This window comes from Candidatus Eisenbacteria bacterium, from assembly GCA_030017955.1.
Lineage (GTDB): Bacteria > Eisenbacteria > RBG-16-71-46 > JASEGR01 > JASEGR01 > JASEGR01.
In genome coordinates, this window is record JASEGR010000227.1 from 1 (window position 1) to 1,354 (window position 1,354).

1 protein-coding gene is annotated in these 1,354 nt (G+C 56.1%); it reads left to right on the forward strand.

Annotated features, from left to right (window positions below; genetic code table 11):
• Positions 1-429 precede the first annotated feature (429 nt).
• Positions 430-1,080, forward strand: coding sequence for a hypothetical protein (locus QME66_13895; protein ID MDI6810033.1), 651 nt, complete (start codon positions 430-432; stop codon positions 1,078-1,080).
• Positions 1,081-1,354 lie beyond the last annotated feature (274 nt).

The window sequence follows — 1,354 nt, forward strand, 5'->3', positions numbered from 1 at the left end:
CCATCCGGATCGCCCGCCTGAAGATGCTGTTCGTGGCGGCGAAGATCCGATTCCACGGCAACCGCGATGAGGTGCGGTACTCGATACACGAGAGTCGAGCGGCTGGCATCATCGACTTTCTGCACTACCTCGATCATCGGCGTCGACAGGAGGGCTTGGCCGCATAACCCCGGTGAACCGGGCCGGGTTGCGTGCAAGAAATTGCTTGCATGCGGCTTCCGTGGCGGCCACGGCTCGGGAAAATCAGGCCGTGTGAGATGGAGTGAAAAGTCCCTCAAAAGGGGAAATCCGTGCAAGATTCAGGTTATAACCAGGAGCCCGACAATGAAAATGCTCGTGCTTCTGTTGATTGGGGTAACCCTGGAAAGCAACACCAGACGTTAAACAAGTATGATGACTGAGATGGACTGATTTATGGGGAGGCACTTTATGAGAAACATTTTCCTGTTCTTTGTCCTTTTGGCACTCGTGCCGCAAGCGTACGCCGTTAAGTACAGAACTTACACGCTGGCGGAGATCACGAAGAAGGCGGACGCCATAGTGGTCGCGAAGGTGGCTGTTCGCGAGGGTGTTGTTCATGCAAATGTCCTTCGTTCCCTGAAAGGCAGCCCAGGTACAGACGTTGTTGTTGAAAGTTTTGCGGCCCGAGAGGAAGACAAAGCTCAGTTCAGCAATGATGAGACGGTGATCCTTTTCTTGCAGCAAGAAGGGCGTGGACGCCGATTGCTCTTGGGATATGGAGATCAAGGGAAGTGGCCCAAAACCGTTGGAAAGTGGCCTTATTCCGACGTACATGTTGTGCCACTTCAGAAAGTTGAAAAAGCTGTCGAAGCGCTTCTGGATCTTGACCAGACAAGTGATACGAACAAGAAGACAGGCAAGGTTAAGTTGCTGCTTTCGTCAACGAATGCTTTTGATCAGTCGGTTGCGTTGGAATATCTCGATGCTGGTTGTGATCAAAAGGTGAAAGACGCTGTCCGGACCGAGGTCGATGCCGTGCGTGGCGCATCAAAAGACAGGTATCTTAAAGCCATCGGTGATTCCGTCAGCCGGACCAATACCCTCAAACACGCTCCTTGATTACGTGCAGCACACTGCGGGTCGGCCCGGCGTGGCCCCCCCCCGGGCCTCGGGACACACCTCGCGCCCTGGCGGGCGCTCGTGCGCTACGCGGTACGTCACGCCACGTGCGAAGCCTGCCACGTGGCGCGCCAACCGCTCCGCTTGCTTCCGACCCCGAGCCTGTACACGAGCGGTGGCATTTTTCGCGCCGGTTGCTTCGCTCTATGCGGTGCGCCGCCGGCGCGAAGGTTGTCAACAGCATCGCGTGGAGGAACACGATTGGGCCGTACGG

What these genes read in the sequence shown, in the direction of transcription:
- QME66_13895 (MDI6810033.1), top strand. Translation starts at nt 430, where the DNA reads ATGAGAAACATTTTCCTGTTCTTTGTCCTTTTGGCACTCGTGCCGCAA.